Below are 18,879 nucleotides of genomic sequence, written 5' to 3'. Positions count from 1 at the left end.
TTTTATTATTTACATAAAAATTTCATTGTTTTCAATTACAATCTGTTTAGTCGTTAAAATGATCTTTATCTATAATAAAAGGGAATTAATATGCTTAATGTGATAAATGAAAATGAAAGCAAGGAAATGTTTTATGATTCATATTTTAATTCATTTTTAATAATTAAAAATGAAAATAAATTTTCAAATATGAAAAAATATAGTTTTATTTTACAAGCAATTAATGATAAGGAATTAAAGTCAGGCATGATTAGTGGTGTAAGATTAAAAAATAGGCTTGCCAGTTTGGATATTAAGTCATTCAAATCTAACTCATCAGAGTTTGTGATTAAAAATGCAATTAGCTTAGATTGTATCACTAATAAAATAAAAAAATCTTCTATAGTAGATATTCAATTTGTTAAAATTAGCAGTTATTCCTATGAAATAGAGTTCGTAATCAATGCTTCAAAGAAAGACGCATCTATGATGGTTGAAGCTTATTTTCTAGGGTATAGCGAGACTAGTCAGTCAAATAAATCACCTGCATATATTGATATACCAAAGCATCCATCTAAAACGAAGTTCTTATTTACAGGTACACTTTCTAGCTCTTCAGTAGTTGTTACAGAATTAAATGAAACAACATATCGGGTTTATCATGATGAGAGAGTTAATAGTTCGCTACTCTATGATAATGTAGTGATGGCTGTAGATTATAAGGATTATCAAATTAAAGGTGCTGATGTAGGTATTGGGATGGCATATATGCAATATGAAAATGAAACCTGGCAATTAGTATTGCAAAAACAAAAGTATGAAGTTATTAGCGGTGTACCAAAAGTTCATTTAAGAGATAATACAACTTCACTTTTAGTTCAATTTCCTTTAATACGAGATCAGATAGAGAATGTAAATAAATTTAAAATAGAACGTGATATGAAACATCAAGAGTTAATTGACGCAGCTAAAGAACTTGGCGTTAATACTGAAAATATATATGATATAGAATATAACCCTGGAGAGTTTTCATTATATAATATGAAAACAAGAACGTGGTCTAAGTTAGTTCAGGAAGTAAAGGATGTAATAAACTTTAAAACTAGCGCTTATTTTGTTGAAATAAATAAAATAAAAATTGAGTTGAGTGAGCTTGAATTTGAATCTGGTTCTCAAATAGATAGATATAAAAAATTAAAAAATGATATTTTTTTGATTGAGACTAAGTGTGACTATTTTAAAGTAAAATATAATAAATTATTATCTGAAGTCTTGATACTTGAAAGAAATTGGCTTTGGTTAAAAATAAAAAATATGGAAGGAAGTAGCTCAGTTATAGATCATAATTATGATGAATCAGTTGAATTAGGCAAAGGTGAGGAGTTTGACTCTTCAGTAGAGCAGAGATTTAAATTTTTGCTTATGGATGATGTGAATCGTGATAATAGTCATTTTTTTTATGGTTATAATAATTATAGTAAGATCAGGCTCCCTATTTCACTGGAAAATTTACCATCACTTGAATTAAAAAAAGTATACTTAAATTGCGAGTTAACAATAGAGCAGAGAGGGGCTTTAAGTCGTTATATTGAAATTGAGTTTGAGAAAGAATATATTGCACTAATTTTAATAAAAGGTGAAAAAATAAAAGAGTTTTTTCATCATTCAGGTTGTGACAATATACGACTTATTCCGCAGGATTTCTATCTACTGTCAGTAAAGGACAATAGTGGTGGTCGTTGTTATCCATTAGTTAGAGCTATGGCAGTGGCGCTAGCTAAAGAAGGGAAAACAGGGGCAGATCATTTAATTGATAAGCTATATTATGCAATATCTTTACCTGATGAAGAAAGTTCTAAACGATTAAAAACAAGTTTAATTACTTTACATTCTAATGTGTTAGCGAATCAAGCATCTATTTCAAATGGTATATTAAATTTGACTGAAATTCAGCATAAAATTTCAGAGTCTAATACAACACAGATGTATTCTCTTAATACGACAAAGCATGCCATGTTGTTAGGGAAAATTGTGAATTCGGAGGGAGCTATATATTATTTTTATGATCCAAACTTTGGGATATTTGGATTTAATGATGAAGCTAAGTTATTTAGTGGAATTAAAGAGTATATGTTAAAAAAGAAAATGGCGGCATTTTATAATGCTATGGGGAATGAAAAAGATCCCAAGTTTGAATTAATTACTATTGATATAGATAAAATGGCAGATGTTCCTATAGGTTCTGGTTTGATTGTTGATGATTTACATGATGCAAATAAATTAAATGAAATAAGTGAACGAAGAGCAAAAGTGAGTTTAGTTGCTGAACAAAAAAATGCTATCTATCATGATCTACAATTACAAGCATCATTACAAGTTATTGATGCAAAACAGTGGGGAGAAAGAATTGATGATGCAGTGAAGCGACTTGCGGATGAAAATCATCTTGATAATAAATGGTTAATTAATTTCTCTAATATTAAAAAATTAGCAGAAGGTGATTATCTAATACAATTTTTGCATCAGGATAAAACTGTGGAGCCTCGCTGGATAGAAACATCAGATAGTACATTTCTGGAATTTTCTCATTATTTTAGTCAACAAATAGATAAAATAAAAAATCATAATACTTTATCTAAAGATAGGTTTATACGAGAAGATAGTATAGATGATGTTGAAGCTGCAGATGGTTTAAATATGGGAATTGAGATTCAAACATTAATTCAATGGGCTAATAATAAAAATCGAGGTTCTTCACTGGGAGCTGAATCTAATTTAGGTATTGCATTAAAAATACATAGTTACGTTGGTTTCACTATGATGTCGCATGGTGCTATAAATGATATGTTTAAAGTGAGTAATGCCGTTAAATTATTATGGCAGGACGATGCCAGTACACTTAAAAGTAGTATGAATACCTTTACTTCCAGTGTAGCTCGGACTGCAAATGAAGGAATTGGACTTATTTTTAATGGCACATTAGTCGGGTTAGATATTTATGAATTGACGCAGGCTGAAACAGAGCCTCAAAAAACTATTTTTGGAACACAACTAGCATTTGATTCTGCATCACTGACGTTTGGTATCGCATCCATGTCGGCTGGTGCCGCTGGTGCAACTGGCGTTGCAGCATTCTGTGGTGGCGGTGGGGTGATATTCGGTGGTTTAGCTATAGGGTTTGCTTCACTTGCTGCAAATTTTGCAACGATTACGGAAGATGCTAAGGCTGTAGGGAGATATTTTTATTTATTGGATAAAGCTTATCAAGGGAATGGATTTGATTATATTTCGGATAGCGAATTTTTAGTGGCTCGGCAAGGGGGGATAATAGAGCTAATTGATTTTAAAAATAGCCGTATGGTCTTTGGTAGCCAGTATATATATCGTTCAGGAGAACATGAAGAAGGTGGGGGGGAGCGGAATTATTTTTTTTGGCCGTCATATGCGAATGTGATAAATCATGACAGAGAAGATTCATTAAATGTTCGCGAAGAAATGGGATATACAGAAAATACGCATTATGTAAATTATAATAAATCCAAGGCTATTATTTTACCGAATACACCACGATCTTATATTAATTATGAGCATAGTATGCTACCGGGTTCAACTAGCAGAAATGATTTAGGATTTAATATTTTGAGAAGAATAGAGGAAAGTGAAAAATTTGATTTTGATTATTATACATTTCCATCTGAGTATATCATATCTAGTATTAAGCAAGAATATATTAAAACAAAAATTGATATTATATTAGATGATAATGAAAGGCATTTAATTATCCCGACGATACCTAAAGAATGGCATGGGTTATTAAATTATAAAATAGAAGGATATAATAGTAACTATCAAATTTATCTTAATGAGGGTGTGGAATTAACATTGTTAAGTCATGAATTTAATAATAAGAAATCTAATTGGATTATTAATGTAAATTCATTGCCAAATAATGATGTTGAATTTTATTCAGGTAAAATAAAAGTTGGGGGCGTAACTATTAATCTAATATCTCCTGAAAATATCGGCTCGATTATGATTGTTGGTAAGAATAATGAAACTAGTTTTGTAGAATTAGACCATAAAATGGTAAAAATTATTAAAGAAGATGCTAGTAACTGGACAGGAAATCAAGAATCGGTTGATAAACATTTAAATATGTTATCTAAAAATCATCGATTATATGAGAAATATATTACGGTAGATAATTATCAGCATAATGGGATTGATATAGGTAGAGCCTTTTACGATGTTGAAAAGAGTAAAATGTTTTATATTGAACTAGGCTATGCATCGGGGGCAAATGCGGTATTATCGCTAGTCGCGGATGGTCATGCATACATTAGCTTACCAGATGAGTCAGTTTTTTTTATTATTGATATCGATTCAAATAAAACATTGGTCAAGTACTGTTTTGACAATGATTTTGGAGAAAAAATTAAAGATATTAAGATATGGAAAATGAACAATTATATTTATATGAGCTGCATTTCAAAAGAAGATAGTCATGAAATTAAAAGTGTGTATCAATATAGTAATAATACACTTAACCTAGTGAGTGTATCTACTAGGGGGAAGATTTCATCTTATTTTGATTCGGAACAAGTTGATATATTTAAGAATGAGATGAATAAAAATGAGATGTTGTCTCTTTTATATCCTAAAATGGCATTTAATTATGATGTTAAAGGTAAACGGTTAAAAAATAAAGAAGTAAAACTATCTGATACCATTATGCTTTTTGGGAAATTAAATAGTAATGAAAATATACGAGTTTGGTTACGGATAAAGGATTGTGTAGTAATAAAGGCCAATATAAAAAAAGATATTTCATATAAATTAGCTAATCAAGAGAGTAAAAAAGTATCGCATAGTGATGTATATGAGGATTTAATTTATATTAATAGTCAATATAATGATGAAGGAGAAGAGGTTTTTTATTTTTATAATTCTAGTGATCATACTGTTTATTGGCAAAAAGGTTTACCTTTAGAGCTTCAAGATGACAGTGGGCCTATTGCGCAAGCAATTGATCTTAAAAATGTGATTAATGCTATTAACTGGGAGGGCAATTGCATCGCAATAACCAAAGATGGAGGTATATATCATATGTCAACTACTGGGCTGCCGAGTATCATAGCAGTAAATGAGTTGTGGTTAAAAAAATACAGTATGTGGTTTAATGAACTAATGGTTCGTGTTGATAATGATACTATTATTTCAATTTTTGGATTAACGGATAAAAATAATGATTACTCCCTTTATGCTTGGTATGTAAATGAGGGACTTTTTGTTTCTACTGAATTTTCTTCGAGTAAAAAATTAACTTTTTTAGGTTATGATCGTTTAAAGGAGTCGATATTTATTTTTGATAGCGAGAATGGAAAATTATATTCACAAAAAAAAATAAATTCTATCATTGTTAACCAAGCATTTTCAAATGAAGGTGCTTTGATATATCCAGAGCTAATTAACAGTCCTAGTCAGCTATATTCTGAATTTAAAATTAAAGATATAAAAAGGAGTGGTGAAAATTTAATTTTAAAAACCTCAAATGATGATGTGATTATCCATGTTATTAATAGCTCAGTTAATAAAAATAGTCTTGATGAAAAAAGCTCAGTTTTTATTAAATCGGGTAGCAATGTTGATAACTTTTTAACTATGTATAAAAGTAGTGGTATTCGAAAAATTATTTTTAATGGTAAAGAGGGGCATGATACCTACATTATTAGTGAGTCAATGTGGAAAGAAAGTGAAACAATTATTATTGATAATAATGCTATCGATATGAAGACGGATGACCTTGTATTGATAATAAAAGATCTGAATCAAGTTGTAGTTGATCGAAATAAAGATGATCTAGTTTTTTTTGATGTGAAGTATCAGACAAAATTAATTTTTCGGCAAGTATTTGGCCCTCAGGCAAAGCAGCACCAACATTTAAATATAATCTTACCTAATGAAGAAGAAAGCGTCAGACTTGATAAATTAATAGAAGTATATCAAGAACGTGGGCCCCTTATGACATTGCAGACTTATTATAGTAATGAAGATGTTACTACCTCTACTTTGATTGAATCTACATCGTCTATAGGAGCGGATAAAGATATCGGGATGGTTAGTGGTTTTAAAACAACAGAGCTATTAAGTAGAACAACTAATCTTTCAAATCATCTTTTTGGTAGAGGAATGTAAGTATATTAATCTATAAAAAATGCCAGTCTACTGACTGGCATTTTATAGATAACAATTAGCTATTCGTTGTCGGTGGATGACTATGTTCTACATCTTCAGATTTCTTCGAGAAACGGCGACGGATCACCACGAAGAACACTGGAACGAAGAAGATAGCTAGTGATGTTGCAGCAAACATACCACCAAGAACGCCTGTACCTACAGAGTTCTGGGATGCAGAGCCCGCACCATTACTAAATACCAGAGGAATAACACCTAACATAAAGGCTAATGATGTCATCAAAATTGGTCTTAAACGCATTTTAACTGCATTCAATGTTGCTTCAACCAATCCTTTTCCTTCTTTTTCCATCAAGTCTTTGGCAAATTCAACAATCAAGATTGCATTCTTCGCCGAGAGTCCAATGGTTGTAAGGAGTCCCACTTTAAAGTAAACGTCATTATCTAAGCCTCGTATAGAGGTAAAGAGTAATGCACCGATGATCCCTAGTGGTACAACTAACATGACAGAGAACGGAACAGACCAACTCTCATACAATGCAGCTAAGCATAGGAATACGACAATCAATGATATTGCATACAGGGCTGGAGCTTGGTTACCTGCTAAACGTTCCTGATATGACATACCTGTCCACTCATAACCGATACCAGCAGGTAAGTTTTCGGTGGTCAGTTGTTCCATCATTAACATCGCATCACCTGTACTCTTACCAGGTGCAGCTTGCCCTTGAATATTCATTGCAGGCACGCCGTTATAACGCTCTAAACGTGGTGAACCAAATTTCCAAGGATCTTGAGATGTATCCAAGAATGCAGAGAATGGCACCATTTTACCGAGGTTATTACGGACATATAGATTGCTAATATCGGATGGTAACATACGGCTTTCAGCGTCACCTTGTACATAAACTTTCTTCACACGACCGCGGTCGATAAAGTCATTTACATAGCTTCCACCAAAGACAGAACTTAGCGTTGCGTTGATATCGCTGATTGCAACACCTTGAGCCTGAGCTTTTTGTTGGTCGATATAAACACGGTATTGGGATGTATCATCCTGCCCATTTGGACGGACACCTTGAAGCATTTCTGGATGTTGGGCCGCGAGTCCAAGTAATTGATTACGGGCTTGCATTAGTGCTTCATGTCCTAAGTTAGCTCTATCAACTAACTCAAAGTCAAATCCATCAGCAGTACCTAACTCAACAATTGCCGGTAGGTTAAAGGCGTAGATCATAGCCTCTTGCTTTTTGGAAAGCGCCATATTTGCACGTAATACAATAGCATCAACGTGGTTTTCATCACCTTTACGTTCGCTCCAGTTTTTCAGAACGACGAAAGCAAGACCCATGTTTTGTCCTTGACCTGCGAAGCTAAAGCCTCCAACGGTAAAGACAGATTCAACATTCTTTTTCTCATCAACTAGGTAGTATTTAGTCACTTCATCTAGTACAGCCTGCGTCTGTTCCTGTGTTGAACCCGGCGGTAGCTGAACCATAGAAAGGAATACACCTTGGTCTTCTGCTGGTAAGAAAGAAGAAGGTAGACGAACAAACATTAGCGCCATGCCCGCAACTAAGACAAGATAAATCAATAAGTAACGGCCAGTGCCGTTAAGCATACGACTTACGCTATCAGTGTAGTGGTGAGCTTGTTTTTCAAATGTCCGGTTAAACCATCCAAAGAAACCTTTTTGACTACCATGGCTGCCTTTTTCAATTGGCTTAAGCATCGTTGCACACAGTGCTGGTGTTAAAATCATTGCTACCAGTACAGATAAAAGCATTGATGAAACTATGGTAATGGAGAATTGACGGTAAATTGCCCCTGTCGCTCCTCCAAAGAAGGCCATTGGGATAAATACGGCAGATAGTACTAATGCGATACCGACTAATGCACCTTGGATTTGACCCATTGATTTTTTGGTCGCTTCTTTTGGTGATAAGCCTTCTTCTTGCATAACACGCTCAACGTTTTCGACTACGACTATAGCATCATCGACGAGTAGCCCGATGGCGAGTACCATCGCAAACATGGTCAAGGTGTTAATGGAATAACCAAATGCCGATAAGATGGCAAAGGTACCGAGCAATACGACTGGAACCGCAATCGTTGGTATTAAAGTTGCTCTGATATTTTGTAGGAATAAATACATAACCACAACAACGAGCATGATTGCTTCAACTAACGTTTTTACCACTTCGTTAATGGAAATCTTAACGAATGGCGTTGTATCGTAAGGGTAAACAATCTCTAGGCCTTGAGGAAAGAATGGCTTCATATCTTCAAGCGCTGTACGAACGTTGTTTGATGTGTCTAGTGCATTTGCGCCTGTGGCTAATTTGATACCGATACCAGCAGCTGGCTTACCATTAAAGCGAGCGATAGTACTGTAGTTCTCTGCACCTAACTGAACTTCTGCAAGATCTTTTAAGCGAACTTGGGAACCATCTTGGTTAACACGCAGTAAAATATTGGAGAATTCTTCAACATTATTCAAACGAGTTTGAGCGATGATGGAAACGTTTAAACGTTGTCCGCCAACAGGAGGAGTCCCCCCGAGTTGTCCCGCTGCGACCTGGTTATTTTGAACTTTGATCGCGTTGATGACATCGGTTGTCGTCATATTGTATTTAACAAGTTGCTCTGGTTTGAGCCAAATACGCATTGCATATTGGGTACCAAACAGTTGGGTTTCACCAACACCGTTGACTCGGCTAAGTGGGTCTTTAACGTTTGATCCCACATAGTCGGCAATATCATATTGCCCCATGGAACCATCATTAGAAACGAAACCTGCAACCATCAAAAATGAGCTTGTGGATTTATCAACACTAATACCTTGTTGCTGTACTTCTTGTGGCAATAATGGCATAGCTAGCTGCAATTTATTTTGCACCTGAACCTGCGCAATATCGCCATCTGTGCCTGCTTCAAAGGTTAGTGTAATACTTGCTGAGCCCGATGAATCGCTGCTTGATGACATATATACCAAGTTATCGATACCATTCATGTTCTGTTCGATAACTTGAGTTACTGTATTTTGTACCGTTGAGGCATCGGCTCCTGGGTAGTTAGCTGAAATAGAAACAGCAGGAGGTGCGATAGTCGGGTACTGAGAAACAGGTAACTGGATAATTGCCAACAGACCAGCAAGCATGGTGATAATCGCAATTACCCACGCAAAAATTGGTCTTTCTATAAAAAACTTAGGCATTAATCAGCCGCTCCCTTATTTAGACTTTTCTTCAGGTTTAGCCTGATTGTCTATGGATTGCGTTTCTAAGTTAGCTTCCTTAGGAACAACAACAATGCCAGGTTTGATTTTTTGTAAGCCAATGACGACGACGCGTTCACCTGCCTGCACCCCATCAGTTACCAGCCATTTGTTGCCAATAGCTTGTGCTGCTTTAACATTTCGAACTTCAATTTTATTCTCAGCGCCAACAACCATGACCTGAGCCGTTCCTTGAGCTGTACGAGACACCCCTTGCTGTGGAACTAAAATTGCTTTTTCAATAACGCCATCATCTAAAATAGCGCGCACGAACATGCCAGGAAGAAGCTCTTTATTCGGGTTAGGGAATACAGCTCTCATTGTGATTGAACCCGTTGTTTCATCAACAGTCACATCAGAGAATTCTAGCGTTCCTTTTTGCGTATATTCCTTGCCGTTATTATTGACTAGGCTTACAGGCGCTTTACCCACTTCTTTTTGAATCGAGCCTTGCTCAATCTCATTTTTTAGACGTAAAAAATCATCACTTGATTGAGTTACATCTACATAGATTGGGTCAAGTTGCTGAACACGCATTAATTCAGTTGCTTGACCACTTGAAACTAAAGCACCTTCAGTTACATTTGATTTGCCTGTACGGCCACTAATCGGAGCTGTGACTTTAGTGTAGTTCAGGTTAATACGTGCAGTTTCAACAGCCGCCTCGCTTGCTTTTACCGAAGCTAAAGCTTGTGCGTAAGTTGAGGTCGCTTGGTCATATTCTTGTTGGCTAATGTAATTTGTACCAATGAGTTGTTTTTGACGTTTAACGGTCAAACCGGCCAAATTTGCATTCGCTTGTGCTTTTGCAAGTTCTGCCTTTGCGCTGTCATAGGTAGCTTGGAAAGGTGCAGGATCGATTTGATACAAAGATGTACCTGCTTCGACATCGCTACCTTCTTTATAATTGCGTTGCAAAATTATCCCACTAACTTGTGGGCGAACTTCAGCAACACGAAATGCAGATGTACGACCTGGTAATTCGGTTTTGACAGTCAGAGGTTCAGCTTTAAGCGTAACAATTCCTACCTCAGGCGCCGGGCGTTCACCGCCACCTTTCTGTTCATCGTTACAACCTGATAAAGCTAAGCCACCTGAAAGAACCAACAGAGCCAGAGGTAACACCCCTCTGTTTTTTCGCATAAGTAACCTCAATTAATCAATATGAGTTTTAAAATAAAAATAGGAAAAATGGTAAACAATAAGATTTATCACTATGCTATAATACAAACATACACGAATGTATGTAAATCTGCTTTCGATAAAAACGAGTCAAGATGGCACGAAAAACTAAACAACAGGCTGAAGAAACCCGCCAAGAGATTTTAGATGCTGCTATCAAAACATTCTCTGAACGGGGCGTTTCTGCCACATCATTAGCTGATATAGCTGCGGCAGCGGGTGTTACCCGAGGTGCTATATACTGGCATTTTAAAAATAAAGTCGATCTTTTTTATCAAGCCTGTGAATTTGGTGATAATCAAATAATACAAGCTGAAGAATATTATCGCTCTAAATATACCAACGATCCGCTCTCAATACTAAGAGAATTACTCATTTATATTTTGACTGATTTTATTGAGAGTCCTAAAAACAGAGCATTGATGGAAATTTTCTTTTTAAAATGCGAACTTGTTGGTGAAATGGCTACTTTAGTTGACTTTAAAAGAGCAAACTATGTTGCGAGCCAATGTCGTATTCTAGATATTTTACGTGCATGTATTGATGCAGGACAACTTCCAGCCAACCTTAATATTGAATGTGCGGCTATAATGACACGTTCCCTAATGTCTGGTTTACTTGAAACTTGGTTATTACAACCCGAAAGTTTTAATATGAATCAATATACGATTACTTTGGTTGATACACTGTTAGAAACGTTTAAACATAACCCAGCAATACGGTTAAACGAAATCTGAACATAATCGCCGTTTAAATATAGCAAATTAAACATAGCAATTTAAATACAATCAATAGTTGGAGAGTAAAATGTCATCCATTCTGATTATAGCCAACGGCGCACCTTATGGTAGCGAAACATTATTCAATTCATTACGTTTAGCAATTACCATAAAAGAGCTGCATCCAGAAACGGATTTAAAAATATTTTTGATGTCAGATGCGGTGAGCGCGGGTATCACTGCGCAAAAACCAAAAGAGGGTTATAATCTTCAACAGATGTTAGAGATTTTAACGGCTCAACAGGTACCTGTTAAGCTTTGTAAAACTTGCACTGATGCAAGAGGTATAAGTGAGTTACCTTTAATTGATGGTGTCGAAATTGGTACTCTCGTTGAGTTGGCTAATTGGACACTCGAGGTTGATAAAGTTCTCACTTTTTAATGATGAGATTGCGTGCTGCAATTAAATTGCTAGCATGCAATATCTGCCATTAAGTCGCATTTTAGATGAAGTATCATGAGTTGGGTTGTAATGAAACAGAACATTATGATGAAACAAGAAAATAGGTGGCTATACTCAGTGGGCGTATTTTTGACGCTTATTCTCTTTTTCTCTGCTCATGCAATGGCAATAACCACTAATAATTTTCCGAGTAAAAACGATATTAAAGCCGAGCTCAATACATTAAATAAAAAAAGTAATGTGAGCGAAGATAATAAATTAGCGATTGCTGATCTTGAAAAATCCCTTTCTTTTTATGATGAGCTAGATAAGTTAGATCAAAAGCTAGACGAACTGCAAAAAAAAATCAATCGTGCCAATGAAGAGTCCAAACAAGCGGTTCAAGGATTACTTCAATTAAAAAATCAAAGTGAAAACCAAGCTGCTAACTTTTCCAAAAAAATTGAAAATGTCAGCCTATCTCAGTTAGAAGAGATGCTAACTCGTTATTTGGAGAATTTACAATCTGAGCAAAATGATTTAGCTACTTATAATAGTCAATTAATTGGTTTACAGACTCAGCCCGAACGTGCTCAGGCTATGATGCTAGATAATGCGAGACGATTACAAGAAATCCGTAATGAGTTAAACAGCACAATAAACGACTCGGTAAAATTACGGCCGACGCAAATTGATATGCTGCAAATTGAACAGTATTTATTGCAGCAACAAAATGAATTTCAAAAGCGTGTATTACAGGTTAATACGCAGCTACAAGATGTTTTACAGAAACAGCGTGATTATACCGCGGTTTATATTGAACAACTCGAAGGGCATATCCAACTTATTCAAGAGGTGATTAATAATAAGCGCCTTAATGACTCTCAATCCACAGTGAGAGAAGCTCAGAGTACCTCTGAGGCTGGTATACAGGTACAACAAAATCCGATTATTCAAAAAGAAATTGCGATTAATAATCAACTGAGTAATCGGTTGATTGAAGCAACACAAGGTAGCAATAAATTAGTACAAAATGGTATTCGGGTAAAAGCTTGGTTAGAAAGAGCGACTCAATCGGAACGCAATCTTAAAGAACAAATTAATGTTCTACGGGGAAGTTTATTATTGTCGCGTATTTTATTTCAGCAACAAATTGATTTACCTGCTGATATTTTAACCAAAAATTTACCGGCTACTATTGCTGATTTACGTCTTGAGCAATTTGATGTTAATCAGCAACGGGATGTGTTGTATCAAGTTAATGATTATATTGCTAATTTAGAGCGCCAGCAGGCTGCGACATCGGGAGATGAACACGTTACATCCGATCTTTTTTCATCGGAAGATAAAGCGGTATTAGTGAGATTACTGGATGTCCGTCGTGAACTACTGGATGAATTAAATCTTCAGTTAGGTAGTCAAATCTCTCAAGCGATTAATTTACAGTTAGATCAAAATCAATTATTGAGTGTCATAAGTTCGCTTGAAAATACGTTAGCTCAACAAATATTTTGGGTTAATAGTAATAAACCTATTGATATTGAATGGGTGAAAGCTTTCCCTGAAGCCGCGGCAGCACAAGTCAGTAGTTTTGATTTTAACCTGTCTACTGGCAGTCTTAAAAAGGGATTTACTAACTCAATGTTGGTTGTTATTCCCTTGCTCTTTATTGCATTAGCCTTTATTTGGTTAAATCGGAAAATTAGCAATAAGTTACATGATATAAATAAAAGCCTTTCTAGTCTTAGGCAAGATAGTATTTTAAATACGCCTTTTGCCTTGTTATTGACGTTATTACAGACGATACCTGTTTCTCTTGTGGTGATTGCTGCGGGTTATTGGTTTTTGAAAACAGGGAATGCACAAGGTGAATTTGTTTGGGCTTTTTGTTTACAATTTGCTATTTTTTGGATTTTGTTTGAACTGACCTTTAGAATATTAAAACCAGAAGGTATTGCTGAGAAACATTTTTCAATCGAAAAAGAAAAAGCGGCCCAAATTCGGCGCAGGATGCTTAGACTATCCATCCCTCTAATTCCATTAATTTACTTTTCAACTTATGGCGTGACTAACCCACTTAAGGTCTCTGATGATGTGATTGGGCAGCTCGTTGTGTTGGTTTCATTATTGCTGTTGTGTGTTTTTACTATCCCATTTTGCAAAGAAGTTTGGCGAGAAAAAGGCAGTCATTTGACACGCTCAGTTGTGATAACGATGCTGACGTTTTCCCCTTTGATACTGATTGGCCTCATGATGGCGGGGTACTATTACACCACATTAAGATTAGCGAATCGCTGGCTTGATAGCCTTTATCTTTTATTGTTGTGGTATATCACTTACAGCACTTGTTTAAGAGATTTAACACTGGTTGCGCGGAAACTGGCGTATCAACGAGCTCTTGAGCGTCGTGCGATGCTTAAGCAAGAAGATACTGAAAATGAGCCAATCAAAGAACCCCCAATGACAATTGAATTGATTAGTCAACAGTCATTGCGCTTAACCACGATGGTGCTATTTATCATCTTTGCCCTTGGTTTTTATGCTATTTGGTCTGATTTTATTACTATATTTTCATTTTTAGACAGTGTGAATTTATGGAGCTTTACCACGACTTCTCCTGAAGGGGGAAATATTCTTCAATCGGTTACCTTGGCTAATCTGATCCTCGCTTTGGTTATTATCGTGGTGTCTTGGATTATGACGAGGAACTTACCCGGTTTATTAGAAGTATTGGTGTTATCACGTTTAAAGCTAAGACAAGGCTCGACTTATGCTATCACCACTATATTGACCTACATAATCATTGGTATTGGTACTATAACCTCGATGGGGATGATTGGAGTCACTTGGAATAAATTACAATGGCTTGCCGCTGGGTTAACGGTGGGGTTAGGGTTCGGTTTGCAGGAAATTTTTGCTAATTTTGTTTCAGGGATCATCTTATTGTTTGAAAGGCCGATCCGTATTGGGGATACCGTTACAATTGGTACTTATTCAGGTACCGTGAGTAAAATTCGAATTCGTGCGACTACCATTATTGATTTTGATCGCAAAGAAGTGATCATCCCAAATAAAGCTTTTGTTACAGAACGGCTGATCAACTGGTCTCTTTCCGATACGGTTACTCGGATCACCGTGGCATTAGGTGTAGCTTATGGCTCGGATCTAGATAAAGTGAAAGAAGTCTTATTGAGCGCAGCGACATCAAATAGCAAAGTAATGACAGAACCCGCGCCAGGCGTTTATTTTACCACCTTTGGTGCGAGTACTTTAGATCATGAGCTGCGCTTTTACGTCCGTCAAATAGGCGATCGTGGGACAACTAGCGATGAAGTTAATCGGGAAATTGATAGACTATGTCGAGAGAATGATATCAATATTGCCTTTAATCAGTTGGAAGTGCATCTGCATAATAATAAAGGCGATGAAGTGCAAGAAATTAAACGCGTACCTAAAGAAAATAATGATAAAACGGATGATTAATGAGTGTTAGCGTGATTTTGGGCATTCATCGATGATGTCTGCTGCTTGTTTGCTGAGATAGTCATTTTTCACAATATCAAGGGCTTTCAGTACGATCTCTGTTTTAATGTCAGATGACTCTAATAAATAGATAAGATCAACGGCGAGTTGGGTTTCAATTGGGGCGTCCTTTAATGAATTCATCGATATTCCTTTATCTATCTATTTTCAGATTCTGGTTTATTTCATTTGTGCGTTTATTCTAAAAACTGGCCTTCTTGATGTTCAATGGCTTTTTCAATACGTAATAAGGCTTGTCGACAGCGATATAAACGCCCCGCTAAAACTGCCAGTTCTTTTTGACATTGATATTGCTGTGTTTGATTGGTTAAGCCACTTAAATACAATTCTTTCTCACTGACCATAGCTTGTAAACGACGTTCGAAGTCTTGATGTTGAGATAAACGCTCGTATAAATCAATATGTTCTTTTTTCTTCGTGAAAGAGGTCTCTTTTTCGCGTAATGGCTGTGTTGAAATTTCACGTGAAATAGCTTGTATTTGATGAACAATTTTCTCGGTCAGAAAATTGACTTGTTGATTGTTGTTTAAAGAAACACTGTGACAAAGTTGCTGGTAGAGTTTATTTAATTCATTTTGGCAATCGCCAAGGCGTGCCGATTTATGACTAAATAGCTGTAGATCAAAACGAGATTGCGAAAATTCTTGGTCTTTTATTGGTTCTATTCGAGTTTCTAGCTCAATAATTTGCGTTTTTAACGCATCTAAAAGCGCCTGTATTTTCATTTTTTGTGCTCAATAAAGGTGAAAAATAACGGAATATTGATATCCAACAAGAAAACTCACCGCAAATAGACGGCTTCTTATTGCATTTTTATGGTACTTTACATAGATTCTACCTTTTCGTATTTACTATATTGGCTTTTATTATGACTGCTAAAGAGCAACAACTGCAATTGATTAAAGAAAGTATCGCATCTATTCCTGATTATCCGAAGGAAGGTGTGTTATTCCGTGACATAACTACATTGTTAAATAACCCAGCTGCATACCAAGCAACGATTGATATGTTAGTTGAACATTATGAAAACAAAGGAATAACTAAGATCGTTGGTACTGAGGCTCGTGGTTTTCTGTTTGGGGCTCCGGTTGCATTACGTTTAGGTGTTGGTTTTGTACCTGTACGTAAAAAAGGCAAATTGCCGCGCGAAGTATTAAGTATGACTTATGATCTTGAGTATGGCACTGATACACTTGAGATCCACAAAGACAGTATTCTTCCTGAAGATAATGTTTTAGTTGTTGATGATTTATTGGCCACTGGTGGCACAATTGAAGCGACCGTTAAAATGATTAAACAACTTGGCGCAAAAGTTGTTGAAGCGGCATTTATCATCAGTCTACCTGACTTAGGTGGCGTTGAACGCTTGGCTGAGCAGGGTATTAGTTCATATAGCCTTGTCGAATTCCCAGGCCATTAATCCTCTTTTCCCCACTATTTTAATCACAGCCTCGCCGTAGAGGTTGAGGCTGTGATAGCATGGTACTAATATTATATTTAATGACTCATTATATTTAATCGCCGTACCATTTATTGTACTTTATTAATGACCATGTTTAATAACTGTGGAATCCATGAGCTATCAGGTACTTGCCCGTAAGTGGCGCCCCCAAAAATTTTCAGATGTTGTTGGTCAACAACACGTCTTGACCGCACTGGCTAATGGGTTGGAGCATCAGCGGCTTCATCACGCCTATCTTTTTTCAGGTACTCGCGGCGTCGGAAAAACGACGATTGCGCGTTTGTTTGCGAAAGGACTCAATTGTGAGACTGGCATTACGGCAACGCCTTGTGGTCAATGTGCTAATTGTCTTGAAATTGAGCAAGGGCGATTTGTTGATTTGATTGAAATTGATGCGGCTTCTCGCACTAAAGTTGAAGATACGCGTGAATTACTTGATAACGTTCAATATGCGCCAGCAAGAGGTCGTTTTAAAGTTTATCTTATTGACGAAGTGCACATGCTCTCTCGTCATAGCTTTAATGCACTATTAAAAACGCTTGAAGAACCCCCTGAGCATGTGAAATTTTTACTTGCGACGACGGATCCGCAAAAGCTACCTGTCACGATATTATCGCGCTGTTTGCAATTTCATCTTAAAGCACTTGATGTGACGCAGATTGCAGAGCAGCTTGAAGTTATTCTCAATGCAGAAAATATTGAACATGATAAGCGTGCTCGTCAGCTAATAGCACGTGCAGCCGACGGCAGCCTACGTGATGCATTAAGTTTGACGGATCAAGCCATTGCAATGGGGCAAGGTGTGGTCACGGGTGATATCGTTAGCCAAATGCTTGGTACACTTGATGATGAACAACCATTGGCAATTATTGAAGCCTTAGTACGTGCAGATAGTATGGCGGTGATGGCGCAAGTTGAACAGGCTGGTACTCGAGGTGCTGATTGGGATAATTTGCTGGTTGAGACTTTATCTTTACTACATCGAATTGCGATGATCCAGCTATTACCAGCAGAAAAAGAAACAGATCCATCGTCAACGGAAGGTCGTTTAAGGCAAGTTGCAAGAGTCGTTTCTCCTGCGGATTTACAACTTTTTTATCAAATTTTACTTGTTGGGCGTAAAGAGATGCCTTTTGCTCCAGAGCGGCGCATGGGGGTGGAAATGACATTGCTTAGAGCATTAGCTTTTCATCCTAAAAGTATAATTGAGGAAGTTGAAACGCCGCCAAGGCTAGTGCAAAGCGTGCCAGCGCAATCCGCACCAACTGCGGTTAATCGTCAAGCTTTATCAAGTCCAAGTGCTGATAACTTACCTGAGAATAGCCCGACCTTACAGCTCTTAAAAGCAAGGCAGGCGCTTCAAGTTCCTCAAAATGAGGATCCTGACTCAAAAAAGTCTAAACCGGCGATGCCTCAAAAGGCTAAGCCGGCGGCATCAGCACTTGAAAGGCTGGCCGCGGTGACCAGCAAATATCAGCAAAATATTGAAAGTAAAGCTTCGGAAAAAGGGAAATCCGTAAAGCCGAAGCATTATCAGTGGCGTCCACAGAATGAAGAGGTATTAGAACCTAAAAATACCCTGACAACGCCAACTGAAATTAAAGAAGCTTTAGAGTATGAAAAAACACCTGAGTTGGCGGCTAAAATTATTGAAGAATCTCGAGAGCGGGATAGTTGGTCAGGTGAAATTGCAAAATTAAATATTCCAAAGCTAGTTGAACAATTGGCTTTGAACTCATATAAAGAAGAATTAAATGAGTCGCAAATTATTTTACATTTGCGACCGGTTCAGCGTCATCTTGATAAACCCGCTGCTCATGCAGTATTGCAAGAAGCATTGAGCCAACATTATGGTCGTTCTGTTGAACTAAAAATCGTTCAAGATGATAATACAGCGGTAAAAACACCACTTGAATGGCGACAAGCGATTTACGAAGAAAAACTGGCGCAAGCTCGTCAGTCTATTATTGCGGATAAAACGATTCAAAAATTGCGATCAATGTTTGATGCGCAGCTTGATGAAGAGAGTATTCGCCCCGTTTAACGCTACAGTGATTACTGTTATATAAAGTAAGCTGTG

General features: G+C 36.7%; 10 protein-coding genes. 6 read left to right on the top strand and 4 right to left on the bottom strand.

Translation table 11 applies throughout. The features are described from left to right. Positions 1-90 precede the first annotated feature (90 nt). Positions 91-6,174 (top strand): TcdA/TcdB pore-forming domain-containing protein, encoded by a 6,084-nt coding sequence (locus AAZR93_RS08605; protein ID WP_434719549.1) that lies wholly within the window; start codon positions 91-93, stop codon positions 6,172-6,174. A gap of 55 nt (positions 6,175-6,229) precedes the next feature. Here AAZR93_RS08605 and AAZR93_RS08600 read toward each other — a convergent pair whose 3' ends face one another. Continuing rightward, positions 6,230-9,391 (bottom strand): efflux RND transporter permease subunit, encoded by a 3,162-nt coding sequence (locus tag AAZR93_RS08600; protein WP_294104870.1) that lies wholly within the window; start codon positions 9,389-9,391, stop codon positions 6,230-6,232. Positions 9,392-9,406: 15 nt separating this feature from the next. Further along, complete coding sequence (locus AAZR93_RS08595) at positions 9,407-10,594, bottom strand: efflux RND transporter periplasmic adaptor subunit (RefSeq protein ID WP_434719548.1); 1,188 nt, start codon at positions 10,592-10,594, stop codon at positions 9,407-9,409. 134 nt (positions 10,595-10,728) lie between these two features. Between AAZR93_RS08595 and acrR the strand changes: the two genes are divergently transcribed. From acrR to mscK, 3 genes are all read left to right on the top strand, one after another. After that, positions 10,729-11,370, top strand: coding sequence for a multidrug efflux transporter transcriptional repressor AcrR (acrR, locus tag AAZR93_RS08590; protein ID WP_434719547.1), 642 nt, complete (start codon positions 10,729-10,731; stop codon positions 11,368-11,370). 70 nt (positions 11,371-11,440) lie between these two features. Continuing rightward, positions 11,441-11,794 carry a DsrE/DsrF/TusD sulfur relay family protein gene (locus tag AAZR93_RS08585; RefSeq protein ID WP_294104862.1) on the top strand — a complete coding sequence of 118 codons (354 nt, stop codon included), beginning with the start codon at positions 11,441-11,443 and terminating at the stop codon, positions 11,792-11,794. Positions 11,795-11,899: 105 nt separating this feature from the next. Further along, on the top strand, positions 11,900-15,277 hold the full coding sequence (gene mscK / locus AAZR93_RS08580; protein WP_434719653.1) for a mechanosensitive channel MscK: 3,378 nt from the start codon (positions 11,900-11,902) through the stop codon (positions 15,275-15,277). Between the two features lie 6 nt (positions 15,278-15,283). Here mscK and AAZR93_RS08575 read toward each other — a convergent pair whose 3' ends face one another. Then, the gene (locus AAZR93_RS08575; RefSeq protein ID WP_294104860.1) at positions 15,284-15,460 is read right to left on the bottom strand and encodes a YbaM family protein; all 177 of its coding nucleotides are present in this window, start codon (positions 15,458-15,460) and stop codon (positions 15,284-15,286) included. A 53-nt stretch (positions 15,461-15,513) separates the two neighbouring features. Beyond that, the gene (gene priC, locus AAZR93_RS08570; protein WP_294104859.1) at positions 15,514-16,062 is read right to left on the bottom strand and encodes a primosomal replication protein; all 549 of its coding nucleotides are present in this window, start codon (positions 16,060-16,062) and stop codon (positions 15,514-15,516) included. Positions 16,063-16,205: 143 nt separating this feature from the next. Between priC and apt the strand changes: the two genes are divergently transcribed. Next, entirely contained in the window at positions 16,206-16,757 is a 552-nt protein-coding gene (apt, locus tag AAZR93_RS08565; protein WP_294104857.1) for an adenine phosphoribosyltransferase, read from the top strand. 154 nt (positions 16,758-16,911) lie between these two features. After that, positions 16,912-18,843, top strand: a complete 1,932-nt coding sequence (dnaX, locus tag AAZR93_RS08560) for a DNA polymerase III subunit gamma/tau (RefSeq protein WP_434719546.1) — start codon at positions 16,912-16,914, stop codon at positions 18,841-18,843. Positions 18,844-18,879: the final 36 nt, after the last annotated feature.

This window comes from Providencia sp. Je.9.19, assembly GCF_051129765.1.
Taxonomy (GTDB): Bacteria; Pseudomonadota; Gammaproteobacteria; order Enterobacterales; family Enterobacteriaceae; genus Providencia.
This window is presented reverse-complemented; position numbering and strand designations above follow the sequence as displayed.